The organism is Planotetraspora sp. A-T 1434, from assembly GCF_025420585.1.
Taxonomy (GTDB): domain Bacteria; phylum Actinomycetota; class Actinomycetes; order Streptosporangiales; family Streptosporangiaceae; genus JAOEGB01.
This window is the reverse complement of record NZ_JAOEGB010000067.1, coordinates 1-1,321: the sequence shown is the minus strand read 5'-3', so window position 1 is coordinate 1,321 and position 1,321 is coordinate 1. Positions and strand designations below refer to the sequence as shown.

General features: G+C 72.7%; 1 protein-coding gene. It reads left to right on the top strand.

Features of this window, described 5'->3' with window-relative positions; translation table 11 throughout:
• Positions 1 to 1,321: non-ribosomal peptide synthetase (locus tag N5079_RS34960; protein ID WP_261588514.1), on the top strand; the 1,321-nt coding region annotated here is incomplete at both ends.

The following is a 1,321-nucleotide window of genomic DNA, read 5'->3' as shown; positions in this document are numbered from 1 at the left end:
GGCTGGCCGGCTGGAACGCCACCGACCGGCGCTATGCGGGTCCGGAGTTGCTGCACGAGTTGGTCGCCGCGCAGGTGCGGGCCACACCGGACGTGGTGGCGGTCTCGGCCGGGGACGGGCCGCTGACCTACGCCGAGCTGGACCGGCGTGCCAACCGGCTGGCCAACCTCCTCCAGGCCCGAGGTGTCGGCGTGGACCATCTCGTAGCGGTATGCCTGCCCCGAGACCTGGGCCTGCCCGTGGCGCAGTTCGCCGCGCTGAAGGCCGGCGCGGCGTACGTGCCGATCGACCCGGGCCTTCCGCACGCTCGCCTGTCCTTCATGTTCGCCGACGCGGCTCCCACCGTCGTGGTGACCACGAGCGAGCTGGCGCCGAGCCTGCCGTACCACCCGGGAATGCTCGTGCTCGACGACCCGGAGGTCCGGGCGGAGCTGACGGCCGCCGCCGAGACCGCGCCCTCGGTGAGCGTCCACCCGGACAACCTCGCGTACCTCATCTACACCTCCGGCTCGACGGGCAAGCCGAAGGCCGTGGCGCTTCCCCATCGCGGGATCGTCAACCTGGTCCACTGGCACTGTGAGACGTTCGGCGTGACGCCGGCGGACCGGGCCAGCCTCGTGGCCGGGCTCGGGTTCGACGCCGCGACCTGGGAGCTGTGGCCCTATCTGGCGGCCGGGGGGCGGGTCTGCCTGCCTCCCGAGGACGTGCGGCTCTCGGCCGAGCCGCTCCAGCGGTGGCTTGTCGATCAGGGCGTGACGATGGCGTTCCTGCCGACGCCGATGGCCGAGCAGGCCCTCCGGCTCGACTGGCCCGCTGAATGCGCGCTGCGGGTGCTGCTCACCGGAGGCGCCGCCCTGCGCCGCCATCCGCCGGCCGGCCTGCCGTTCACGCTGATCAACAACTACGGGCCGACGGAAGCCTCCGTGGCGGTCACCTCGGGCGCCGTGCCCGCCGTGGACGCCGTGCCCGCCCTGAACGTCTCAGTGCCGCCGTCCCTGGGTGGTCCCATCGGCAACGCCCGGCTGTACGTCTTGGACGAGGTGATGGCGCCGGTCCCTGTGGGGGTCGCGGGGGAGCTGTTCGTGGGTGGGCCGGGCCTGGCTCGTGGGTATTGGGGGCGTCCTGGTCTGACGGCGGAGAGGTTCGTGCCGGATCCGTTCGGGTCCCTTCCCACGTCCAAGGGGGGCCGGCTGTATCGGACGGGGGATCGGGTGCGGTGGCTGCCGGACGGCACGCTGGAGTTCCTGGGCCGCCTCGACGATCAGGTCAAGCTCCGTGGCTTCCGCATCGAGCTCGGCGAGATCGAAGCCGTCCTCCTGGC